Annotated in this window: 21 protein-coding genes; 13 read left to right on the top strand and 8 right to left on the bottom strand. The window is 40.3% G+C overall.

Annotation, left to right across the window (positions count from 1 at the left end; all coding sequences use genetic code 11):
- Positions 1-48: 48 nt before the first annotated feature.
- The 4 genes from I6E69_RS15420 to greB form a co-directional block, all read right to left on the bottom strand.
- Complete coding sequence (locus I6E69_RS15420; protein WP_197121602.1) at positions 49-2,376, bottom strand: Tex family protein; 2,328 nt, start codon at positions 2,374-2,376, stop codon at positions 49-51.
- 168 nt (positions 2,377-2,544) lie between these two features.
- Positions 2,545-3,126, bottom strand: a complete 582-nt coding sequence (locus I6E69_RS15415; protein WP_024595749.1) for a CBS domain-containing protein — start codon at positions 3,124-3,126, stop codon at positions 2,545-2,547.
- Positions 3,127-3,176: 50 nt separating this feature from the next.
- Positions 3,177-3,488: a hypothetical protein gene (locus tag I6E69_RS15410; protein ID WP_138489777.1), complete on the bottom strand. Its 312-nt coding sequence runs from the start codon at positions 3,486-3,488 to the stop codon at positions 3,177-3,179.
- Between the two features lie 116 nt (positions 3,489-3,604).
- Positions 3,605-4,084, bottom strand: coding sequence for a transcription elongation factor GreB (greB, locus tag I6E69_RS15405; protein WP_002959554.1), 480 nt, complete (start codon positions 4,082-4,084; stop codon positions 3,605-3,607).
- Positions 4,085-4,279: 195 nt separating this feature from the next.
- On the opposite strand from greB, the gene ompR reads away from it, so the two are divergent.
- Both ompR and envZ read left to right on the top strand, forming a co-directional pair.
- Positions 4,280-4,999, top strand: a complete 720-nt coding sequence (ompR, locus tag I6E69_RS15400) for a two-component system response regulator OmpR (protein WP_002959552.1) — start codon at positions 4,280-4,282, stop codon at positions 4,997-4,999.
- Between the two features lie 5 nt (positions 5,000-5,004).
- Entirely contained in the window at positions 5,005-6,321 is a 1,317-nt protein-coding gene (gene envZ / locus I6E69_RS15395; RefSeq protein WP_182749576.1) for a two-component system sensor histidine kinase EnvZ, read from the top strand.
- A gap of 19 nt (positions 6,322-6,340) precedes the next feature.
- Here envZ and I6E69_RS15390 read toward each other — a convergent pair whose 3' ends face one another.
- A complete protein-coding gene (locus tag I6E69_RS15390; RefSeq protein ID WP_197121601.1) occupies positions 6,341-8,383 on the bottom strand; it encodes a glycoside hydrolase family 97 protein in 2,043 nt (680 codons plus the stop codon).
- 158 nt (positions 8,384-8,541) lie between these two features.
- Between I6E69_RS15390 and I6E69_RS15385 the strand changes: the two genes are divergently transcribed.
- The 3 genes from I6E69_RS15385 to I6E69_RS15375 all read left to right on the top strand — a co-directional run bounded on the left by I6E69_RS15385 (position 8,542) and on the right by I6E69_RS15375 (position 12,054).
- Complete coding sequence (locus tag I6E69_RS15385) at positions 8,542-9,165, top strand: plastocyanin (RefSeq protein WP_039490518.1); 624 nt, start codon at positions 8,542-8,544, stop codon at positions 9,163-9,165.
- Positions 9,155-10,387 carry a hypothetical protein gene (locus I6E69_RS15380; RefSeq protein WP_197121600.1) on the top strand — a complete coding sequence of 411 codons (1,233 nt, stop codon included), beginning with the start codon at positions 9,155-9,157 and terminating at the stop codon, positions 10,385-10,387. The genes I6E69_RS15385 and I6E69_RS15380 overlap by 11 nt, the downstream gene beginning before the upstream one ends.
- Positions 10,388-10,452: 65 nt before the next feature.
- Positions 10,453-12,054 carry a methyl-accepting chemotaxis protein gene (locus tag I6E69_RS15375; RefSeq protein WP_197121599.1) on the top strand — a complete coding sequence of 534 codons (1,602 nt, stop codon included), beginning with the start codon at positions 10,453-10,455 and terminating at the stop codon, positions 12,052-12,054.
- A gap of 180 nt (positions 12,055-12,234) precedes the next feature.
- Here I6E69_RS15375 and speE read toward each other — a convergent pair whose 3' ends face one another.
- A complete protein-coding gene (speE, locus tag I6E69_RS15370; protein WP_182712831.1) occupies positions 12,235-13,098 on the bottom strand; it encodes a polyamine aminopropyltransferase in 864 nt (287 codons plus the stop codon).
- A gap of 198 nt (positions 13,099-13,296) precedes the next feature.
- On the opposite strand from speE, the gene speA reads away from it, so the two are divergent.
- From speA to I6E69_RS15350, 4 genes are read left to right on the top strand one after another with little or no spacing between them, the layout of a single operon-like run.
- Positions 13,297-15,177, top strand: a complete 1,881-nt coding sequence (speA, locus tag I6E69_RS15365) for a biosynthetic arginine decarboxylase (RefSeq protein WP_002959544.1) — start codon at positions 13,297-13,299, stop codon at positions 15,175-15,177.
- Between the two features lie 60 nt (positions 15,178-15,237).
- Entirely contained in the window at positions 15,238-16,116 is an 879-nt protein-coding gene (locus I6E69_RS15360; RefSeq protein ID WP_002959542.1) for an acyltransferase, read from the top strand.
- 25 nt (positions 16,117-16,141) lie between these two features.
- Positions 16,142-17,062, top strand: coding sequence for an acetyltransferase (locus I6E69_RS15355; protein ID WP_197121598.1), 921 nt, complete (start codon positions 16,142-16,144; stop codon positions 17,060-17,062).
- Positions 17,059-18,318, top strand: a complete 1,260-nt coding sequence (locus I6E69_RS15350; protein WP_039490513.1) for a mechanosensitive ion channel family protein — start codon at positions 17,059-17,061, stop codon at positions 18,316-18,318. Before I6E69_RS15355 ends, I6E69_RS15350 begins: the two co-directional genes overlap by 4 nt.
- Here I6E69_RS15350 and chrA read toward each other — a convergent pair.
- On the bottom strand, positions 18,275-19,429 hold the full coding sequence (gene chrA / locus I6E69_RS15345; RefSeq protein WP_024596782.1) for a chromate efflux transporter: 1,155 nt from the start codon (positions 19,427-19,429) through the stop codon (positions 18,275-18,277). The two genes, I6E69_RS15350 and chrA, sit on opposite strands and share 44 nt — an antisense overlap.
- A gap of 190 nt (positions 19,430-19,619) precedes the next feature.
- Here chrA and I6E69_RS15340 point away from each other — a divergent pair, with 190 nt between their 5' ends.
- The gene (locus I6E69_RS15340; protein ID WP_002959537.1) at positions 19,620-20,252 is read left to right on the top strand and encodes an OmpA family protein; all 633 of its coding nucleotides are present in this window, start codon (positions 19,620-19,622) and stop codon (positions 20,250-20,252) included.
- On the opposite strand, the gene I6E69_RS15335 is transcribed toward I6E69_RS15340, so the two are convergent.
- Positions 20,253-22,031: an ABC transporter transmembrane domain-containing protein gene (locus I6E69_RS15335; RefSeq protein ID WP_197121597.1), complete on the bottom strand. Its 1,779-nt coding sequence runs from the start codon at positions 22,029-22,031 to the stop codon at positions 20,253-20,255.
- Positions 22,032-22,120: 89 nt separating this feature from the next.
- On the opposite strand from I6E69_RS15335, the gene I6E69_RS15330 reads away from it, so the two are divergent.
- From I6E69_RS15330 to I6E69_RS15320, 3 genes are read left to right on the top strand one after another with little or no spacing between them, the layout of a single operon-like run.
- The gene (locus I6E69_RS15330) at positions 22,121-22,519 is read left to right on the top strand and encodes a DUF3224 domain-containing protein (protein WP_002959535.1); all 399 of its coding nucleotides are present in this window, start codon (positions 22,121-22,123) and stop codon (positions 22,517-22,519) included.
- Between the two features lie 17 nt (positions 22,520-22,536).
- Positions 22,537-22,719 carry a hypothetical protein gene (locus I6E69_RS15325; RefSeq protein WP_024604488.1) on the top strand — a complete coding sequence of 61 codons (183 nt, stop codon included), beginning with the start codon at positions 22,537-22,539 and terminating at the stop codon, positions 22,717-22,719.
- Positions 22,720-23,337: a LysE family translocator gene (locus I6E69_RS15320; protein ID WP_197121596.1), complete on the top strand. Its 618-nt coding sequence runs from the start codon at positions 22,720-22,722 to the stop codon at positions 23,335-23,337.
- Positions 23,338-23,458: the final 121 nt, after the last annotated feature.

The following is a 23,458-nucleotide window of genomic DNA, read 5'->3' as shown; positions in this document are numbered from 1 at the left end:
AAAAACCGCTTACGCGGTTTTTTTCGTTTTAGCTTAGTTGTACAAGTATTATTTTTTTACTTTAGCATTAGCGAACGCATCGGCAAATGCATTGCCCATTAACGCATTACCGTTGTCACGTTTAGGCTTTGCAGCGCGAGGTTGCGAATTATTAGCACGTGCTTGTGGCTTTTGCGTAGCTGGAGCTGCTGACTTATTACTTGTGTCAATATCGTCATCTAAGCGCATAGTAAAGCTTATGCGTTTACGTGCAGCGTCTACTTCAACAACTTTAACCTTCACAATATCACCAGCTTTAACAACTTCACGCGGATCTGATATAAATTTATTCGTGATTGCTGAAATATGCACTAAACCATCTTGGTGAACACCTACATCAACAAACGCACCAAAATTAGCAACGTTTGAAACCACGCCTTCTAAAATCATACCTGGTTTTAGATCACTAATTTTTTCAACACCGGCTTTAAACTCAGCTGTTTTAAATTCAGGTCGAGGATCTCGACCAGGTTTATCAAGCTCAGTAATAATGTCGGTAACGGTTGGTAAGCCAAACTTTTCGTCAGTGTAATCGTTAGCAGCAAGTTTAGTTAAAAAGTCGCTGTTACCAATTAGGTTACTGACATCTACGCTATTGCGTTCACAAATGCGTTTAACAACAGGATAAGCTTCAGGGTGAACTGATGAGTTATCTAGTGGATCGCTACCATTGTTAATACGTAAAAAACCAGCCGCTTGTTCAAATGCTTTTGGCCCTAAACGTTCAACCTTTTTAAGCTCACTACGTTTAGTAAATGTGCCGTTAGCATCGCGATAATTAACGATATTTTGCGCTAATGTTTTGTTTAAACCAGATACGCGTGTAAGTAACGGTACCGAGGCCATGTTTAAATCTACGCCTACTGAGTTTACACAGTCTTCAACTACTGAAATAAGGCTCTGGCCTAATTGGCTTTGCGATACATCATGTTGGTATTGGCCAACACCAATTGATTTTGGCTCAATTTTAACAAGTTCAGCAAGAGGATCTTGAAGGCGGCGTGCAATAGAGACAGCCCCTCGTATAGAAACATCTAAATCTGGAAATTCGTTAGCTGCAAATTCAGAAGCTGAGTAAACAGATGCACCTGCTTCGCTAACCATAATTTTACTAAGTTTAAGTTCGCTGTTTGCTTTGATAAGCTCAGCAACCAACTTATCTGATTCGCGTGATGCAGTACCGTTACCAATCGCAATTAGCTCAACTTTATGCTGACGGCAAAGTTGCTCTAACGTACGCACTGATTTATCCCAATGATTTTGTGGTGCATGAGGGAAAATAGTTTGTGTAGCTAGTAATTTACCTGTGCTATCAACAACGGCAATCTTACAGCCAGTACGAAGGCCTGGATCAAGACCTAAAGTAGTACGAGGGCCTGCAGGTGCAGCCATTAATAAATCTTTTAAGTTTTTAGCAAATACATCTATTGCACCGGCTTCTGCTTTTTCGCGCATTGCTGCAAAAAACTCATTCTCTAGGTGTAACCCTAGCTTAACTTTCCACGCCCATTGAACAACGTTTAATAACCAAGGACTTGCCGCTTTATATTTAATATCTAAACGGTAATGCTCAGCAATCATGTTTGTACATAATTGTGCTGAATTTTCAGCACTAGGCTCTGGGTTTATATTTAACTGAAGTACACCTTCATTTCGAGCTCTAAGCATTGCAAGCGCACGGTGAGAAGGTACTTTTTTAAGAAGTTCTTGATGCTCAAAGTAATCACGGTATTTTGCACCGGCTTGCTCTTGGCCTTTAATCACAGTACTTTCAATTGCGCCATTTTGGCTAATGTGGCTTCTAAATTTAGCAAGTAATTTTGCGTCTTCAGCAAAGCGTTCCATTAAGATGAATTTAGCGCCTTCAAGTACCGCTTTTGTATCTGCAAAACCTTTTTCAGCATTTACAAACTGCTCTGCTTGTTGCTCTGGGTCAAGGTTAGCATCTTTAAATAGTGCATCCGCAAGAGGCTCTAAACCAGCTTCAATTGCTATTTGACCTTTAGTGCGGCGCTTAGCTTTATATGGTAGGTATAAATCTTCAAGTTCTGTTTTACTTTGTGCATTAGTTATATCGGCACTTAGCTCTGGCGTTAATTTATTTTGCGATTCGATTGTCGATAAAATAAAACTACGGCGCTCTTCTAGTTCACGTAAATACGATAAACGCTGCTCTAAAAGGCGTAATTGGGTGTCGTCTAGGCCGCCTGTAACTTCTTTTCTGTAGCGGGCAATAAAAGGAACAGTTGCGCCTTCATCAAGTAACTTTGTTGCAGCAACAACCTGTTGCTGCTGTGCGTTTAACTCACCGGCTAAACGTGCAGAGATATCGCTCATGCAAAAACCTTTTTATACAATAAAATAAGACCAGAAGCGTGTTACTGGCGCTGTTAATTGCTTGAATAATATCACAGGAGGTAGTAATGAAAAGCTCTTAAAGCAAGCTATTTTACTTGCTTTAAGATGGTTGGGTCGGGAGTAAATCAATTCAACTAAAAGAGCGCCCTAGTGAGGGTGCTCAATGTTTTCTAATACTTCACTGAAAGAGTGAGCAATAGGTGAGATATGTACAGGAATATGTAATGTTTTAGCTATTTGGCGAGCTGAAATTAAACCACAAATTTCGTTACTCGCTGTTGTAACTAATAAAAACATTGTGCCCTGATGCTCCATCGTTTGCAGCGCATCACCAATGCATGCGTAGCTTAAGCTTTGCATACTTACACCTGTAAGGCGGCTAACTGGTGTCATAATGTCACGTAAGCTTACTTCGCTTCGTTGCATATTTAAGCGCTCTGCAATGATAGTAATTTTAGAGCTTTGTAAATCGGCACTAGAAACTAGGCCAATTAATTTTTGGTGTTCGTCTGTTACTAAAACAAAGTCAGATTGTTGTGCACTTACTTGTTTAAGTGCATCTGTAATCGTTGTTCCATGCTCTGCACGAATAGGTGTTTTTTGAGTAAAGTTATTCACCATTTTTAGCGCTGGAGAAGATAAATCGATTAATGGTTGATCATCTGCAAATGTGCTAGCAATAACGCCATGAGAAATATTTTGGGTACGTAATTCTTTAAAGTTAGACATAGTAGTCACCTTAGTAGTTATAAAATTTAATTAAGTTGTAAAATAATGAATTAAATTAAATAGCTAGGTGGTCCGCGTTGGTATGCAGTGCTAAAAGGTCTGTTTAGATTAGTGCTCTTATAAAAAGAATCTACGACATTAGGAAGTGGTTGAGGCGACCTAAAGGTAATAGTGTTAACGTGAGAGTCCACGTCAAAATCGAGGTTTGCTTGGTCAGGAATATCACAAGTAATAAAGTGATTAGATAGTTTAGCGTTATCAAGGTTTACGTCAGTGTTGCTGGCATGCAGCGTCAAACTTACACTCATTAAAAGTGCAAACAATACGGCATTACTAAATATGCGCTGTACCATGTTTGACATAATCACGACCTTAATTAACTGCTTTCAAATTAAACAAATCAACTTGAATAATTCAGTTATAGCTTATTGCTTTAATTTACACAATCAAAAGTTAACATGATCTGAATCAAAACTTTTTATTTCTTTTTTTGGTAGTCGATACTGTTTACATACCACTGCTTTTTTCCCTGAGGAGTGGTCACTTCAAATTCGTCATCTACTTGTTTTTTAATCAACGCACGCGCCATAGGTGAGTCTATTGATATGTAATCTTTACGGTCGTAAATTTCATCAGGACCTACAATTCTGAACTTTTTAACTTCACCTTCTTCGTTTTCAATTTCAACCCATGCACCAAAAAATACTTTTCCATCTTGCACGGGAGAGTAGTCAATAATTTTTAAATCAGGTATGCGCTTGCGTAAGTAGCGTACCCGGCGGTCAATTTGACGCAGCAATCGCTTGTTATACTGATAGTCTGCGTTCTCAGAGCGATCTCCGAGGCTGGCTGCCCAGCTAACTATTTTTGTTACTTCTGGGCGTTTTACGTTCCATAGTTGATCGTGTTCTTGTTGTAATTGCAAGTAACCTTCGCGGGTAACTAAATTTGTTTTCATGGCCAATTCTTTATTAACTCTAATGGTGTGCACGTTATTAAATTTGCCAAAACTTGTCGAGCGTAAAATGTAATAAAGTACGAGTAAGGAAGCTTTGAAATGTTCAGTAACAATCTAAGCAAGTAATTAGTTTTTGATTATTAAGTTTTTCATTTATATTAACTAGTAATTGGATATAAAAATAAGAAAGAGATTATGGGACACGAGACCACAAAAGTATTAGTTGTTGATGACGATATGCGCTTACGCAGTTTGCTTGAACGTTATTTAGTAGAGCAAGGCTTTATTGTTAGAACCGCAGGAAACTCGGAGCAAATGGATAGACTCCTAGAGCGAGAAAACTTTCACTTAATGGTTCTCGATTTAATGCTCCCAGGCGAGGATGGTTTATCTATTTGCCGCCGACTACGCCAAAAAGAAAATGAAATTCCTATTGTTATGCTTACTGCAAAGGGCGACGAAGTAGACCGTATTATTGGTCTTGAACTTGGCGCTGACGATTACATTCCAAAACCATTTAATCCACGTGAGCTACTTGCTCGCATAAAAGCAATTTTACGCCGCCGCGCAAAAGAAGTGCCAGGAGCTCCAGCTGCTGAAGAAAACTTAATCGCTTTTGGTAAATTTACGCTTAATTTAGCAACGCGCGAAATGAGTGAAGGGGATAAAACAATATCGCTTACCAGTGGTGAGTTTGCAGTGCTTAAAGCGCTTGTTTCGCATCCGCGTGAGCCACTTAGCCGCGATAAGCTAATGAACTTGGCGCGTGGACGTGATTACAGTGCGCTTGAGCGAAGTATTGATGTGCAAGTATCGCGACTTCGCCGCATGATTGAAGTAGATGCCGCTAATCCGCGATATATTCAAACCGTTTGGGGTTTGGGGTATGTGTTTGTTCCCGATGGTGAAAAGTAATATTTATGGGCATGTTTCCGCGCAGTGCTTTTGGACAAACTGTTTTTTTAGTGGCGGCTCTGCTGCTCATAAATCAAATAGTGTCTTATGTTACGGTTAGTTTTTATGTTGTAAAACCAACCATTGAGCAAGTTAACTTGATGCTTGCTAAGCAAATTAAAACAGTATTTATTGACTGGGAAGATGGCGTTGAAATAAACGACGAAGTATCTGCGAAGTTTTTTGAAATTACCGGCATTGAAGTCATGACGCAGCGCGAAGCAATGCGCCAAGGGCTTGGGCAAAGCCGCGAATATTCTATGCTATCGCGTAGCATGACTGAGCAACTTGGTGGTTATTCTCGTGTACGTATTAGCCAAACTGATCCGTTGATTTATTGGGTTGAAGCACCGCAAGCGCCAGGTTATTGGGTAAAAGTACCGCTTAAAGGCTTTAAAGAGAACAACTTAGAGTTTTTAACTTTTTACTTATCAAGTATTGGCTTTTTAAGTGTGCTGGGTGGGTGGTTGTTTGCAAGGCACCTTAATAGGCCATTAAAAGCACTGCAACAAGCTGCAGTGAAAGTAGGTAAAGGCGATTTTTCTACCAAATTAGAAGAAGAAGGCTCAACAGAAGTAATAGAAGTAACGCGTGCGTTTAATCAAATGTCGCGCGGAATTGCCGCACTTGAAAACGACCGCCGTTTACTAATGGCTGGTGTATCGCATGATTTACGTACGCCGCTTACGCGTATTCGTTTAGCCACCGAAATGATGGTTGATGAAGACGACTATCTTCGTGAAGGTATTATTTACGATATAGAAGATATGAACGGGATTATCGATCAGTTTATTGAGTATTTACGCCACCATAAACGTGAAGAACTAAGCTGCGAAGATATAAATGCTTTAGTTGCCGAGGTTGTTAATTCTGAGCTTCAGCATCAACGTACTATTACGTTTAAAAGTAATCCAAATATAGGCAATATACCCTTAAGCTCTGTGGCTATTAAACGTGTAATTACCAACATGATTGGTAATGCGCTGCGTTATTCTGAGGGCGATGTTGAAGTACTTAGTTACTTTAATTCAAACAAAAAATATGTAGTTATCGCTGTAAACGATAGTGGTCCTGGGATCCCTGAAAACGAATTAGAGTCTGTGTTTGAGCCCTTTAAGCAAGGCGATGCTGCACGTGGCAGTGAAGGTAGTGGCTTAGGCCTTGCCATTATTAAACGCATTGTTGATATGCACGACGGTAAAGTAAAACTAGAAAACCGCCCAGAAGGCGGTTTAAGTGCACAAGTATATTTGCCAATCAAGGTATCAACCCCTGCACAATAAATGCAGGGGTTTTATTGTATTAAAGTGCTTTAAAACGAATAGCTGTACCGCCACTAGTGGCTAATTTAAGCGTTAGTTTATCGCTTGCAGTTACAATACGTTTTTCGATAGCTAGATCGTACGGATTGTTTTTCCACTCTGCGTTTTTACCATCTTTATAAATTTGTACTTCAAACTTTTTGCCTTGCTCTAAAAAGTCGAGTTTCACCTCAATAGTTCTGGCTTTCTCGTCAGTAACAGCACCTAGGTACCAATCATTTCCTGAGTATTTAGTGCTTTTACGTTCTTTACGGGCAAATACAATAAAGTCGCCTACTTCGCCATCAAGGGCAATACTTTGCTGCCAATCTGTTGGTACGTCTTGAATAAATTGAAATGCGTCGGGCTTAGCCAAATAGTTTTTAGGTAAGTCGGCAGCCATTTGAATTGGGCTATACAACACAACATAAAGTGCAAGTTGTTTGGCAAGTGTAGTTTGTGGGCGGTTTGTATCGCCTCCTAAACCATTAAAGCTCATATCAAAAATACCTGGCGTAAAGTCCATAGGGCCAGAGAGCATGCGGGTAAAGGCAAGCATTGGTACGTGTTCTGGTGGGTTAGGAGGCGAACCCCATGCATTATATTCTTGTCCGCGTGCACCTTCGCGCGCGATCCAGTTTGGGTAAGTACGGCGCAGGCCTGTATCTTTAATTGGCTCGTGAGTATTAATGCTAATTTTATGCTTAGCCGCAAGCTTTACGTTATAAAGGTATTCGTTAACCATAAATTGGCCGTCATGCCATTCATGGCGCGCAATACCGTTTTTGTCTATACGTTTTATATTTCCGCCATCGGCTACATAACCTGTTTTTACTTGGCTGATGTTTGATTTTTCGTAAAGGGCAAAAGCATCTTCCATTTGGTCACGGTAGTTGCTTACATTGCCTGATGTTTCATGGTGGCCAATGAGCTGTACGCCTTTTTCTTTGCCGTATTGAGTCAGCGCTGCTATATCAAAATCATCGTACGGTTTGGTAAAGTTAAATACATCGCCATTAAAGTACCAATCGCCATCCCAGCCAATATTCCAGCCTTCAACGAGTACGCCATCAAAACCATACTGCGCTGCAAAATCCATATAGTATTTTGTGGTTTGCGTAGTGGCGCCGTGTTTTTTACCGCTACCCCAAGTTTGCGTGTTTATATGCATACCCCACCAAATACCGACGTATTTGCCAGGTTTAACCCACGACACGTCACCGAGTTTATTAGGCTCGTTTAGGTTTAGTATTATATCTGAATTAACTAAGCCAACAGCGCTGTCGGCTATTTGAATGGTGCGCCATGGTGTTTTAAAAGCGCCTTGCTTTTTAACGGCAATACCATCTGACCAAGGGGTTAAGTCGGCTGTAAATGTGCCTGGACGGCGCTGATTAAGCACCATACCCGCGTAATCAACAAGAGCGGCTTCATGAATACTAATATGAGTACCGTCACTTGTTTTAAACGTAAATGGTGTGTGAGCTAGTGGAGCTTCGTTAAGCGCGGTGGTGTTGTAAACATATTCGTAGCGGTTCCAGCCACGAGCAGGTATCCACCATGCTGTTGCATTATGGCTATTGTTTATTGCAAATTCAGTCAGCTCTTTGGTTATTTCTGTATGTTCGAACCCGGCTTGTTGTGGTACTTCGTATCGAAAACCTACACCACTATCAAATGCTTTAAATCGAATAGTGTAGGCGCCTTTATTTGGCTCGTTTTTTGTAAAGGTAACGGCTACTTCGTTATATTCGTCAACAACGTTTTGGCGTTCGCCCCAAGGTTGTTGCCACTGCGAGTTAACGCTTTGTTGTTCAATGTTTTTAATTTTAAAACCGTCGCTAAAGGCCGCTTGTGTTTTAAATTCAAACCCCAGTAAAGATTTGTTTATAACCGCTTTGTTTTTAAATTTTATTGCGTAGCTTGGCGTGTTGTTTTCGTCAGAGATGCTTACTGTTATTTGTGTGTCTGGCGATTTTAGCTCTACGGTTTGTCCGTAGCTATTACTAGCAAAGGCTAAAAGCACAAGTGCAGGGATTCTCATGGTGTGTCCTTAGATGAGTCGGTGGTGACATTTAAGGATAATGACTGTTGATGATTAATACGACTGCCTACATACGTATTCAATGTTTTAAAAAATAGAAAGAATTTGGTGGCTTAATCGGTCTATAATGTAAACAAATTGATAATAGCGACAAGAAAATGATAAAAAGCTTACTTTGTGTATTTTTACTAAGTGTTAGTACTGGAGTTTTTGCAGCAAATATTACAATTAAAAATGCTAATAATGACCCATTACCTAATGCTGTTGTGTGGTTAACTGCAGGTGATTCCTCTAGCGTTATTCCGCCAGAAGCACCTTATGCGATGACCCAGCAAAATCGAGAATTTAAGCCGCGTATTTTAGTTGTCCCACAAAATGCAAAGGTAGAGTTTCCGAATGCGGACTCAATCATGCATCACGTTTATTCATTTTCTAAAGCTAAAACATTTGAATTAAAGCTATATAAGGAGCACCCAAAAGCGCCCATTACTTTTGATCAAACAGGTGTTGTTGAGCTTGGCTGTAACATTCATGATTGGATGTTAGGTTATATTGTGGTGGTCGATAGTACTATTTTTGCAATCACTGATGAAAATGGTCATGTTGATCTAAATGCCAATGTAGGCGAATACACGTTAAGTGTTTGGCATTCTGGGTTTAGTGATATTAGTAAGGTTGAATCTCAAACTATTACTGTGGCTACTAACCCGATCACTTATAAAGTAAAGCAGGAAATTGCGGAGCAAATTGACTTTGCTACGGATGAATTTGATGACTATTAATCGCTTAATGAGGCTGGCATTTTTAGCCGGTGCTTTATGTTTTAGTAATGCATTGTATGCACAAGTAAAAGGCTTGATACAAATTAGAGCCGTGCAGGGGGACGATATACGTAGCTTCCAAGAGGGCGGCCTTGGGCTATATCGGCACGATACTAAAAGCGACGAACTTATTTTATCCCAAGGTATTTTAGATTTTAATGTTGATTTAGCATCTAGTTGGTCGGCTCATGGGGTGTTAAATGCGAATCAAGATCCTGATGTTGGCCTTGGTTTTACACAGGCTTATATAAAGTATCAGCCGCTATCTAACAGCAACTATAAATGGCATGTGCGTGTAGGGGGTTTTTATCCACTTATGTCGCTTGAAAACCCTGATATAGGATGGACTTCTCCTTATAACTATACAAACTCAGCTATTAATAGCTGGATTGGCGAGGAAGTACGCACTGTTGGCGCAGAGATAACTATTAAGCGCCCAGCAAAACGTTTTAACAGCGCTCATAGCTTTAGTTTTGTAGGTGCTACATTTAAAGGCAATGACCCTGCCGGTACTTTACTTGCTTGGCGTGGTTTTGCATTACACGATAGGCAAACTACATTTAACGAAAGTGTTAAATTTGCGCCTGTAGCGGCATTAAATGCGTATGAATTACGCTGGCAAGCTAATCAGGTTTTACCGTTTGAAGAAGTAGACGGGCGTTTTGGCTATTACGCTGGCGTACATTGGGATTACTTAAAAAAATCACAATTTCGAATTTATTATTACAACAATAACGGTGACCCAACCACGCTTAATATTAGTACAGGGCAATATGCTTGGGATACTCGCTTTACAAGCGCCGCTTGGCTTTATAAGTTTAATAATAAAACACGTTTAATAGCACAGGTACTTAATGGTAAAACCGAAATGGGCGCTAATGCTTTAATAGATAATGCCTTTTACAGCCATTATTTAATGTTAAGCCATAAAGAAGGCAAGCATCGAGTTTCTGTACGCTACGATTACTTTAAAGTGACAGATAACGACACAACCGCGTTTGACCCTAATGCAAGTAATGGGGAAGGCTTAACCGCAACATGGCGCTACCAGCTCACTAATAAACTACAAATAGGGGTTGAAGGTTCTGCACTTAAAAGTGTTGCAAAAAATAGAGAGCCAATTGGATTTAATGAACGAATCTCGCAGCAGCAAATAATGCTAAACGCTCAATGGCGATTTTAGGTTTTATAAACTAGATTTATTATCAAAAAGGTAGGTATTAAATGTGATTTTTTTTGGAGTAAGTAATGAATTTGAATAGTATCCGCGTCAAAGTCTCTTTTCCTATTGTTATTTTAGGTATTGCTATCTTGTCGTTAATTATTGGGTATTCATACTTAATTAACTTACAAAAAAATGCATTAGATGTGCAATCCGATAAATTTATTAAGGCTGTGTCTCTTGCTTTGAGTGCCGACAGGGATTTGTATCAAGCAAAGGTTGCTGAGTTAAATTTAGTCGCACATAACGACAATAAAGAAGCTTATTTGCAAGAGCATAAAGAAAATGCTGAGCAAGTAACGCAAAGGTTAGAGCAGTACTTAGCTTTGTTATCGGATTATCCAAAAGCTATAAATGGGCTTCGCGGTTTTGATGGTGCTTATAATACTTGGTTAAACGCTTCACTGGCCTATATGAATGATAAAACAAATCTAAAAAAACAGTCTCAATCAGAAAAAGCATTTGACGAATTAAGATCTACGCTTGATCAAGCTGGTGAATTAGCAGAGCAAACATCGGTCGAAGAAGTTCAAAAACTATCAGACACAATTGCTTCAACTAAGTTAACTATGCTTATTTTTGTCATATTAATTTTATTAGTGGCGTGTTGGTTTAGTTACCTTATTCCTAAGCAATTAACAGAGCAAATTAACTATGTAACTTCTCGTATTAACGATATAGCCTCTGGTGATGGCGATTTAACTGGCAGGATCGCTATAACGTCTAAAGATGAGTTTTCTGAACTTGCAACGCAGTTCAATCGTTTTCTCGACAACTTACAGCAATTAATTCGCGATATTTTAGAGCAATCAAAAGAGCTAAGTGAATTAGGAGGTGAGTTAAGTCAGGTTGCAAATAAAAACAATGCTGTAAATCAAACGCTCAGCCAAGCCTCTGAGTCAATAGTAAGTGCAGTGCATGAGATGAGTGTAGCAAGTAGAGAAGTTGCAGGTGTTGCTCAGCAATCATCAACAGAAGCTGATAAATCGTTAAATTTAGCTCAGCAAGGACTAACAGCGGTTGCGCACTCTAGTTCTCGTATTATTTCTTTGTCGCAAAATATGGAGCAAGCTATGGCGCGCTCTACAGAGCTACAACAAAGTTCTGATAACATTGCCAAAGTACTTGAGGTTATTCGTGCAATTGCAGAGCAAACAAATCTGCTGGCGCTTAATGCTGCTATTGAAGCCGCGCGAGCTGGTGAATATGGCAGAGGTTTTGCTGTGGTAGCAGATGAAGTAAGAACATTGGCTACACGCACGCAAGTAAGCACAAACGATATTCAAAAAATGATAGAGCAATTTGCAACGAGCGTAGAACAATCAATTAAAGCGATAGATGAAGGTAAGCAATTTGCAGATGATGCGGTTGGTTCGTTTAGTCAAACTAATGATGTGCTTAATGCAATGCAAAGCTCGTCTACTAAAGTAAATGATATGGCGATGCAAACAGCGCAAGCGACTGAAGAGCAGACAACGGTTGCAGATGAAATAAGTCAAAACCTATCATCATTAAACGATCAAACTTTAGAAGGGGGGGCGCTTGCTCGAACTACTGAGGATGTATCTAAAAAAATGGAACAATTGACTGATGAGCTAAATCACTTAGTGCATCGATTTAAAGTTTAAATAAACTCATTATTTGGTTAGATAGCTCTTTAAGGTTTTGAAATATGACTGTACTTATGTTGTTTGCTAGCTCGAGTTCAGTTTGAATCGTCATTATAAAAATAAAAAGGGACTTTAAAAGTCCCTTTTTTAATGCAATTTTAACCTTGAGAAGTCAACAAAGCCTAAAGTGAATTAGTATTATTTTTTATCAAAAGCGCGTTTCATGTAGTTAGGTGTAGCGAGTGCACCATGGTGAATACCGCTGTTGTAGTATTCACTTTGCTCGGCTATTTGTGCTGCGCCGTCTTCTCTAAAACCGTCAAATGCTTGTGATTTACGTGCAAGTGTTACCGACCATAAACCGCTTGGGTAAATTGGTTGCGGGAATGGCAGTGTTTGTAAATCATTAAATCCTACGCTTAGCATTGCTTCGCGCATTTCAACTAATAATGGCATATGCATAAGTGGTGATTCGCTTTGTTGTACTAAAACACCACCTGGGCGCAGTGCATCTAAACAGCTTGTGTAAAACGCATGATTAAATAAACCTTCACCTGGACCCACCGGATCGGTGCCATCAACAATAACCACGTCGATAGATTCGCCAGCGGCTTCGCGCATGTATTTAATACCGTCGTCAAACATAACCGTTGCACGGGCGTCGTTGTTAGATTCACAAAGCTCTGGGAAGTATTTTAACGACATTTGCGTTACTACTTCGTCTATATCTATTTGCGTTACAGTTTCTACGCCTGGGTGTTTTAATACTTCGCGTAAAGTACCGCAGTCGCCGCCGCCAATAATAACGACGTTTTTAGGGTTTGGGTGCGCTAAAAGTGCAGGGTGGCTGATCATCTCATGATAAAAGAAGTTTTCGCGGGTTGTTACCATAGTACACCCGTCGATGATCATTAAATTACCAAAGTCTGTGGTTTCAAACATTTCTACCTTTTGAAAAGGAGACTGTTTTTCATCTAACTTTTTATTAATACGTAATGAAAATGCGCTGCCATCGCGGTCGCTAATTTCAGTAAACCACTTACTTTGATCTAAATTTGCCATAGTTACTATTACACTTTTTAGGTTGAGTATGAAAAAGGGGCAATTCTGCCAGTGCTTGGCGTTTTGCTCAATGACATTTTAACTGATTTGACGAATAAAGTTAGTTAGGAGTGAGTGAAAGTTCAATTTTTGTTAGCCTAGTGGATAGTGACGTATTAAAATGCGCCTTTATACCTAATTGACTAAAGAAGAGTTGCCATGACCTGGGGTTTAGAAACAGCACGCGCCACTTATAACGTTGCTCATTGGAGTGATGGTTATTTTGATATTAACGCACAAGGCGAACTGGTGGCTTACCCAGATGGCGACCAAACAAAACCGGCCATTTCTTTAACGCAATTAACAGAGCAGTTTAAACAACAAGGTTTAACGTTGCCGGTTTTAGTACGCTTTACCGATATTTTAAAAAATCGTGTAGACACCCTTACTAATGCGTTTACGCAAGCGCGAGCAAATCGTGAATATAACGGTAAATACACCTGTGTTTACCCAATAAAAGTAAATCAGCAACGTTCTGTAGTAAGTAAGCTATTAGCGCATCCAAGCGGGCTTGTTGGCCTAGAAGCAGGCTCAAAGCCAGAACTTATGGCTATTTTGGGCGTAGCAAAAGAGCCAATCACAATAGTGTGTAACGGCTATAAAGACAGTGAATTTTTACGCTTAGCATGTATTGGTCAAGCCATGGGCCACAGCGTAAAAATTGTGGTAGAGAAGCTTTCAGAACTGACCACACTACTTGAAGAAATAGACAACCTAGGCATTGAACCTGCTATTGGTATTCGTATTCGCCTAAACTCAGTAGGCAAAGGCAAGTGGCAAAACACGGGTGGCGAAAAAGGCAAGTTTGGTTTAACGGCAGGCCAAGTACTAAGTGCTGTTGAAGTGCTGAAAAAGCATAATAAGCTGCACTTAATGCAAATGGTGCATTTTCATATTGGTTCTCAAATTGCCAACATTCGTGATATTCACCGTGCTTTGCGTGAATGCGCACGCCACTTTGCTGAGCTTACGCAATTAAACGTACCGTTAAATACCGTTGATGTAGGCGGCGGCTTAGGCGTTGATTACGAGGGCTCTGGCTCGCGCAGCGCGTGTTCAATGAACTACACAGTAGAAGAGTACGCGCGTAATGTAGTGAATGCATTTGCAGAGGTGTGCGATCAGCATAACCTTACGCATCCGGCCATTATCACCGAATCGGGGCGCGCTTTAACCGCTCACCATGCGGTATTAATTACCGATGTAATTGACGTAGAAAAAGCGCCCAATCATTTAAATCCAGAGCCACCGCTTGAAAATAGCGCGTTAGTGCTTGATGAAATGTGGCAGTGTTTACAGCGTTTAAACCCGCGTATGGCACTTGAGATTTATCACGACGCTATGCACTTATTTAGCGAAGCGCACGATCAGTACGTGCATGGCTTAGTAAGCATGCTAGAGTGGGCGAAAATAGAGCAGCTTTACTTTACTATTTTACATCGTGTACGTGCATCGCTTAGTAATAACGCGCGCGCGCACCGTGAAGTCCTCGACGATTTAAACGAAAAGCTTGCCGATAAATTGTTTGTTAACTTTTCATTATTTCAGTCATTGCCTGATGTATGGGGTATTCAGCAGTTGTTTCCGGTTATGCCAATCGAAAACTTAACTCAACCATTGACTCAGCGCGCGATTATTCAAGATATTACCTGTGACTCTGACGGTCAAATCCGCGAATACGTTGAAGGCGCTGGTATCGAAACCAGTCTACCAATACCAGAATATAAGCACGGCGAGCAATACCACATTGCTATGTTTATGGTGGGTGCATATCAAGAAATTTTAGGCGATTTACACAACTTATTCGGTGACACTGATTCAGTGCATGTAGAGCTTAACGATGAAGGTTATGTGTTAACCAATGCCATAAAAGGTGATAGCGTTAAGGATGTATTAAAGTTTGTTGACTATGATAGCGCCATTTTAGCTGACAACTTTGCGTACCAAGTTAATAAACTTGATGTATCAGCGCAGTGTAAAGAAGGTTACTTGGCTGAGCTTAATGCAGGCCTTGAAGGCTATACCTATTTTGAAGATTAATTTGTAAGCAACTGAAAGCGCAGTATTAGTGGCTGCGCAATGTTTAAAGGAATGGAAGTAATGTCAGTTATTCGCGGTGTATTTAGTATTATTTTTTACACAATAAACACACTTTTTTGGTTTGTACCTATTTTTGTTTGTGGGCTTATAAAGCTTATACCTATTAAGCCTCTACAAAAGATTATGAGCTGGGCTGCAAAGAAATTTGCAACTATTTGGGTGACTTTTAATAGCTTAAATCAAAAGTTATTTACGCCAACTAAACTTAATGTAACTGGCCTTGAAGAACTTAAACTGAAGGATTGGTACCTAGTAATTGCAAATCACCAAAGCTGGGTCGATATTTTAGTATTGCAGCGCGTGTTTAACCGTAAAATTCCATTTTTAAACTTCTTTTTGAAAAAAGAGCTTATTTACGTGCCTATTCTAGGTTTGTGTTGGTGGGCGCTTGATTTTCCGTTTATGACCCGCACGAGTAAAAGCCAACTAAAAAAGAATCCAAAGCTGCGTGGCAAAGACTTAGAAACCACGCGTAAAGCCTGCGAAAAATTTAAAGAAATGCCAGTAAGTGTGGTTAACTTTGTAGAAGGCACTCGTTTTACTACACAAAAGCACGCGCGCCAAAATAGCCCGTTTCCACATTTATTAAAACCAAAAGCGGGCGGTATTGCCTTTGTAATGCAAGCAATGGGCGAGCAAATTACTAAAGTGGTTAACGTTACAATTCATTACCCTGATGGCATTCCTACATTCATGGATTTTGCAGGTGGTAAGGTAAAAAATATCAACGTACATGTGGATGTAAGGCCGGTAAGCGAAGAGCTTATTGGTGACTACACCGGCGATTCTGAATTTAGAGTGCGCTTTCAAAGCGAGCTAAATCGTTTATGGGAAAATAAAGAGCAAACATTACAATCGCTCGAAAAACATCCCAAATAAAAGGCAAAAATATGAGCTTACAGTTATGCTAAAAAAGTGGTTACCAAATTGGCTTAACGGCTTAATTGTGGGCTGCGTATTGTTTTCTAATGTAATGCTTTTTGGCTCACTAGTATTTGTACTAGGGCTTATTAAGTTATTACTGCCTTTGCCTGTTGTTAACTCTTTATTGCACAGCGCTTATCGAGGATGGTGTAATGGCAATCGGTTTGGCTTGTGGCTAGGTTGTCCTAATATTGTGGTTAATATAAGTGGCGATTTAAATTCAAAAAGTTGGTATTTACTTATATGTAATCACACGAGTTGGTTAGATATAACCGTGCTTAGCTCATTACATGCATTGCCAGCCCCTAAGTTTTTTTTAAAAGATGAATTAAAATACGTGCCTTTTATTGGCACTGGTGCGTGGGCTATGGGTATGCCGTTTATGAAACGGGTAAGCAAAGCACAGCTTGCTAAAAACCCAAAGTTGAAAGGGTTGGATGTAGAGCGCACAAAGCACAGCTGTCGCAATTTTCGTCACTATCCTACTACCATCGTTAATTTTGTTGAAGGCACACGCTTTACGCCAGCTAAGCATAATCTGCAGCAAAGTCCTTTTAAGCACTTATTAAAACCCAAAGCGGGTGGCATTGCTTTTGCGCTTGAAGTGCTAGCCAACCAATTTGATGCCATGCTAAATACAAGTTTAGTGTATAGCGGTAAAACAGATCACGTTTGTCGGAACTTACTCAAAGGCGAGCTAGATTCTATTTATGTTTCAATAGACGTAACGCCCATTAATGACAATATGCAGGGCAGCTATCAAACCGATGACGTATTTAAAGCTAATTTTCAACATTATGTGAATGAGCTATGGGTTGCGAAAGATCAGCAGCTTGCCGATATTTATGCTCAACAAGATTTACCTGAACCACAAATCAGTAAGGAAATTGAAACATTATGACCAACACCCACCTACAGGAGTTAATAGCTCCTTGGTTTGAAAAAGTACCCGATGCGGATTTTCTTAGTTCTATTACCGCAGTTTCAATAGGGATTTTTTCTTTATTAATTGTTTACTTATTTACTCGTAGGTTAATGTTACCAGGCATTCAAAAAGTGGTAACTAAGCTTTCGCCTCAACGTATTGGTTCGTTGTCGCCTATGCTTAATAAGCTTAATAGACGTATTGCAGGTATGCTTTGCAGCGTATTATTTTTGGCGACCTTTGACAGTGTTTATCCGGTTAATGAGCTGACCGCTGAAATTTTGAAAACGGTTGGCCAAGCTATACTAATTATTCATGTAGGTTTTATTTTTAGCAGTATTGTAAGTATTGCGGGTTCTATTTATAACCAATTGGAGTTTGCACGCGAAGTCCCTATTCAGGGCTTAATTCAGGTTGTTAAGCTAATCACCTTTATTGTGTGTGCTATTTTAATTGTAAGTATTTTCCTTGAGAAGTCACCCACTTATATTCTCTCTGGCTTTGGTGCTATTGCTGCTGTTACGTTATTAGTATTTAAAGACACTATTTTAGGCTTTGTAGCGAGTATTCAAATCGCAGCAAATCGCCTAGTAACTTATGGTGATTGGATTCAAGTAGAAAACTACGGCGCCGATGGTGAAGTAATTGATTTGGGTTTAAACACTGTAAAGGTACGTAACTGGGATAACACCATTACAACTATTCCAACTTATATGCTAGTTGCGGGTTCGTTTAAAAACTGGCGCGGTATGCAAGAGTCGGGCGGTAGGCGTATTAAGCGCTCACTTAATATAGATATGCACAGTATTTGTTTAGTAAGTGATGAATTTAGAAAGCAAATAGATGCGGCTATTCCGCTTCATGACTATATCCGAGTGACGACATTACCCGCTCAAGTTTCTAATTTAGGGCTGTTTCGTCGTTATGCTGAGGGCTATTTAAAGCAGCACAGTAAAATTAATACGTCGCTTACGTTAATGGTACGAGAGCTACAACCAATGAACCACGGGTTACCGATTGAGTTTTATTGCTTTAGTGAAGACAAACGCTGGATTTCGTACGAGCATCTACAAGCCGAAATAATGGACCATTTACTTGCAGTATTGCCAGTGTTTGGGCTTAGGGCATATCAAAGTGTTAGTGGGCAATTAAGCCCTCCTAACGAGCAACAAACAGATAAGCCAACATTTAGAGTGATGGCAAATAGTGCTGCAAAAGACCCACAGCAATAAATAAAGCTAAGAGCCACCAAATAGGTGGCTTTTTAAATCGCAGCCATGCAAATGTAATTATTACTAACGCAACCTGCCAAAGGTTATGCACAGCCGATGTCCAAATTGGTGAATACAATGCAGCCGCTAAAAAACCGACTACCGCTGCATTAAGCGCCGCTATTGAACTTGCAAAACGAGGCTTACTTGCCAAGTTAATCCAGCTCTTTTGGAATGCGAGTATAAGTAAAAAACCAGGCATAAATATAAGCAGTGTAGCTATAAGGGCACCCACTAAAGGTTGCTCAGTAGTAAGTTGTGCGCCTAAGTAAGTAGCAATAGTAAACATTGGCCCTGGCACTGCCTGTGCACTCGCGTAAGCACTTAAAAACTGATCATCACTCAATGCTGGTACGCCAGCTTGAAGTACCGGCAGTACTACGTGTCCGCCGCCAAACACCATTGCACCCGCTTGGTAAAAAGGGGTAAACAAAGCAAACTCATGTTCTAGTGGAATAAAGCTAACCCCAAGTAAGAGCGCAAATAATCCCAGTGCAATCCAATTAATATTACTGTTTTTACTGCTAACATCGTCTGCTACTGTGCCAAGTTTTAATAAAGGCCATATAGCACCTACTGTTGCTGCAGTGATTAAAATCGCTATTTGAGTTCCCATCATTGGAAATAACACCAAGGCAAGTGTACTCATTATCGCAAGTAACTTAAGCGCAGCACTTGTACAAAAGCTTTTAGCCATACTAAGTGTTGCATCCGCGACTATAACAACGGCAAATAACTTTAAGCCTGCAATAATTGCAAAGTAAACAGCGTCAAACTGATGGGCACTAACCGCAAGCAGCACCATTATTAAAAACGAAGGCAAGGTAAAGCCTACAAAAGCAGCTATACCACCCAGTACTCCTGCACGCTCAACACCAATAGCAAAACTAACTTGGCTAGAGCCTGGCCCTGGTAATGCTTGGCTTAAACTAATAAGTTGTGCGTAACGGGTGTTAGTTAGCCAATTTAACGAATCTACAAAGTGGCGCTTAAAATAGCCTAAATGCGCAGCGGGGCCACCAAAACTCATGCACCCTAGTAAAAAAAATTGTCTAAAAATAGCAATTAACATTGCGCCAATATCCTTTGTAAAATTCATTAAATTGTCACAGCGTAGTATGACATTTTTATTAAAACGGCACATTAGTTTGAGGTCTGTTTAACAATCAAGCAAGATGCGCTGCTTTTAACACTCTCTTCATAGTTTGTTCATACATGTATTTGCATACTCTTGCTAAATTCTTAATGAATAGGGTATCACCATGACTTTAACTAAATCACTTTTAAGCGTAACCGTAGTAGCTGTATTACTTTCTGGTTGTGAAATGAATAACACCGGCAAAGGTGCGGCTATTGGCGCAGCAGCGGGTGGCGTATTAGGTAAAGCAACAAGTAACCATAAAGATAAGCGTATTTTTATAGGCGCTGCTATCGGCGCACTAGCTGGCGCTGCAGTGGGTAACTACATGGATAAGCAAGAAGAAGCATTTCGTGATGAACTTGCAGGCTCTGGTGTTGAAGTTGTACGTGAAGGCGATAACTTGCGTTTAGTTATGCCATCTAATATTACGTTTGCGACCGACCAATCTTATATTTCGTCTGGCTTTAACGATACCTTAGATGCTATTGCTAAAGTGATGAACAAATACGAAAAAACGTACCTAAGTATTGAAGGCCACACAGATAGCACAGGTAAAGACAGCTACAACATGAACCTATCGCGTGAACGTGCTCAAAGCGTTAAAAACTACTTAGTGAACCAGCAAATCATGGCTGAGCGTGTAAGTACTATGGGTTATGGCGAAACACGTCCAATTGCGACTAACGATAGTGCAAATGGCCGTGCTCAAAACCGCCGTGTAGAAATTCAAATAGTACCAAACACTGAAGAATAATTAGTCCTTATTAAACTGTAATTCACACAGTTTTTGATACAACGGGTTACTTGCCACTAATTCTTGGTGGGTGCCCGTTGCTATAATCTCTCCATTTTCCATTACCACAATCACATCGGCATGTTTAACCGTTGCCAGCCTATGGGCAATAATAAGCGTTGTTCTATTTTGCATTAAATGCTCAAGCGCAGCTTGCACGTGGTGCTCACTTTGCGCATCGAGTGCACTGGTTGCTTCATCTAAAAGCAGTATTTCAGGGTCTTTTAGTATGGCACGCGCAAGCACAATACGTTGCTTTTGCCCACCCGATAACCTCACACCTTGCTCACCTAAAAAACTGTTATAACCTTGCGGTAATTGTTTAATAAATTCATCTGCATGAGCATGTTTGGCAGCGGCATATACTTGCTCGTCACTTGCATTTGGGTTGCCGTAGCGAATGTTATGCATTACATCGGAGCTAAACAAGATAGGGTTTTGCGCGACCATACCCATTTTACCTCTGAGGGTATTAAGCGATAATTCTTTAATATTTATATCTTTAAATTTAATGGCTCCGCTAGCCGGATCGTAAAAGCGCTGTAGTAATTCAAATAAGGTTGTTTTACCTGCGCCAGAAGGGCCAACAATAGCCACAGTTTGGCCTTGAAGTATATTTAAACTTATTTTATTAAGTGCGCTTACGTCTGGGCGAGAAGGGTAGTTAAAGCTTATATTCTCAAGCGTAATAGCAGGGCTGTTACTATTTTTTAGTAAGTTACTATCTTGTGGATTTAGTGGGTTTTCTATCTCACTTTTAACAGCAAGTAACTCAAGTAATCTTGCAGCTGCGCCTGCTGCGCGTTGTAGTTCGCCATATACTTCAGCAACGGTTGCCACCGACATTGCCACCATAATAGCGTAAAACACAAAGGCTCCTAGCTCACCGCCAGTCATGGTACCTGCTAATACGTCGCTGCCGCCGACCCACAGCATTGCGCTAATAGCGCTAAAAGTTAAAAATATTACCGCTGCAATTAAAAACGAGCGTTGTTTAATGCGGCTTTTAGCCACATTAAAGGCTTTTTCTGTTTCAAGTGCAAAAGCGTGCTGCTCTTGCTCTTCGTGGCTATAGCTTTGCACTACTTTAATATTTTGAATGATCTCGCCGGCGTAGGTACTTATATCGGCTATGGCATCTTGGCTGGAGCTTGCAAGTTTGCGCACCTTTTTACCAAATATCATCATAGGAACAAGTACCAACGGCACACAAGCAACAACCACTAAAGTAAGTTTTAAATTAGTAAACAACAGCATAGCAAGTCCACCAACCAGCATAAGTACACTGCGAAGCGCCATAGAAAATGATGAACCAATAATTGATTGCAGTAATGTTGTGTCGGTTGTTAAACGCGACATAAGCTCGCCACTGCGGTTTTCTTCAAAGTAGCTTGGGTGCAAAGTAACAATGCGATTAAACACGGCTTTGCGAATATCGTTACTGACTCGCTCGCCAATCCACGACATTAAATAAAAGCGGCTAAAGGTGCCCACGGCCAATAAACTAATTAAACCAATAAGCACTAATACAGCTTGTTGTAGCTGATCTTTAGAGCCAGCAATAAAGCCATGATCTATGACAAACTTAACCCCTTGACCTAATGATAAGTTAACACCAGCGGTGACTAAAAGGGCAGCAAGCGCCGCTACTACCATCCATTTATACGGTTTAATAAACGCAAAAATAGGTAATAAACTACTAAAAGCGGCTTTTTCGGGCTTAGGGCTTGTTTTTGACATAGTGGATTCTTTTTAAAGGTTAAGGTATAGATATGGCACTAAGATAATAAAAATCAATACTATTAAATATTAGCCAATAAGGAAACGTTATGACTACTGCAACCGTAAGTGGAGAATTTAATGTAAATCTAGCCCCAATTGAAGGTTACGCAAGCGGCCAAAACGGCGTTAATTTAGGGCGTATGTCGATAGATAAAACATTTAAAGGTAGCTTAAATGCCACCAGCCAAGGCGAAATGCTAAGCGCCATGACACCCACACAAGGCAGTGCCGGTTATGTTGCCATAGAGCAAGTAATAGGCGAGCTTGAAGGTAAAAAAGGCAGTTTTGTACTGCAGCATTTTGGCACTATGGATAAAGGCCAAGACAGCCTAATTTTAAATGTAATTCCCGACTCAGGCACTAATGAGCTAGAAGGGTTAACGGGCAGTATGAAAATACGTATTGAGCAAGGGATTCACTACTACGATTTTGAATACACTTTATAAGATACTCAAGGATTAAAATGCAAAAAGTAATCGAATTTAGAAAGACCCGTTTTTTGGGTGGGGTAGATATAGTCGCACTGAATGACCGCATACAGGAATTAAACCAAGATGGCTGGAAAGTAATAAACGCAGTGCCCTTGGCAGGTTTTTATGGGCAAGTGCACGGTTATACATTACTTATTGAAACTGACGAGCTTTAAATGACATTTACAGTATGGTTAAGCCTAGCGGCTATTTGTATGATGGGCGCAATGTCGCCAGGGCCAAGTTTAGCGGTGGTTTTAAAGCACTCACTTAACGGCAGTATGAAAAACGGAATGCTTGCCGCGCTCAGCCATGGTACTGGTGTTGGGTTATACGCAGGTGCATCGTTATTAGGGCTAGGCGCTTTAATGACGCAGTTTCCAACTGTTTATCAAATACTCGTTTACTTAGGTGCGGCCTATTTGGCGTATTTAGGCATAAAAATATTGCTAGCAAAACCAAGTAATGACGAACTTGAAGTACAAAAAAGTGAGGTAAGTGCAGCTAAAGCATTACAAGATGGTTTTGCCATTGCTTTTTTAAACCCCAAGCTCGCTATTTTCTTTTTAGCCTTGTTCTCGCAGTTTATTGACCCTCAGCTACTTACTTTCAGCGTGGGTATAATTATGTGTTTAACCGTGTTTGTAATTGATACCGGCTGGTATTTGCTGGTGGCGTTGCTGACAGAGGTTTCAAAAAATCGCTTTGGCTTTACCAAGCAAAGTCCGTGGCTTGATAAAATACTGGGAGTCTTATTTATTGCCCTTGCGATAAAAGTGGTGCTAAGCCTTTAAATCGCGTTCCCGATGCAGGGGCGCGTGCCTATATGCCCCTGCAGCCTAACCCTCATGCCCTGCATACGTATTCATCACATTAATTTTACCTTTTGGTTACAATTTGTTGGTTGTGTTTTAA

The sequence above is a fragment of the Pseudoalteromonas sp. NZS100 genome (genome assembly GCF_015864815.1).
GTDB classification, from domain to species: Bacteria; Pseudomonadota; Gammaproteobacteria; order Enterobacterales; family Alteromonadaceae; genus Pseudoalteromonas; species Pseudoalteromonas distincta.
This window is presented reverse-complemented; position numbering and strand designations above follow the sequence as displayed.